Source organism: Gilvimarinus sp. 1_MG-2023 (assembly GCF_030548285.1).
Genome location: NZ_JAUOSC010000903.1, coordinates 1 through 278, shown reverse-complemented (window position 1 = coordinate 278; position 278 = coordinate 1). Strand labels below are relative to the sequence as shown.

The following is a 278-nucleotide window of genomic DNA, read 5'->3' as shown; positions in this document are numbered from 1 at the left end:
CGATGTGGCTGGCCGGGGAATTCACGTTGACGGCGTTTCCCATGTGTTTAACTACACCTTGCCGGAAGACTCGGAAGACTACGTTCACCGTATCGGCCGTACAGGCCGTGCCGGAGCCAAAGGTATTTCCATCAGTCTGGTGTCTGAAGACGATGCTTTTGCCTTGCCAGACCTGGAAAAATATCTGGGTGCCAAGCTGCCGTTAAAACAGATATAAATGTGGCTGTCCCCTGGCTTGTAACACCACAACAGGACGCCAATGGCGTCCTTTTTTATAC

At 51.8% G+C, this 278-nt stretch carries 1 protein-coding gene; it reads left to right on the top strand.

The features are described 5' to 3' along the window. Positions 1-217: helicase-related protein (locus tag Q4563_RS19485; RefSeq protein WP_303605694.1), on the top strand; the 217-nt coding region annotated here is incomplete at its 5' end. Positions 218-278: the final 61 nt, after the last annotated feature.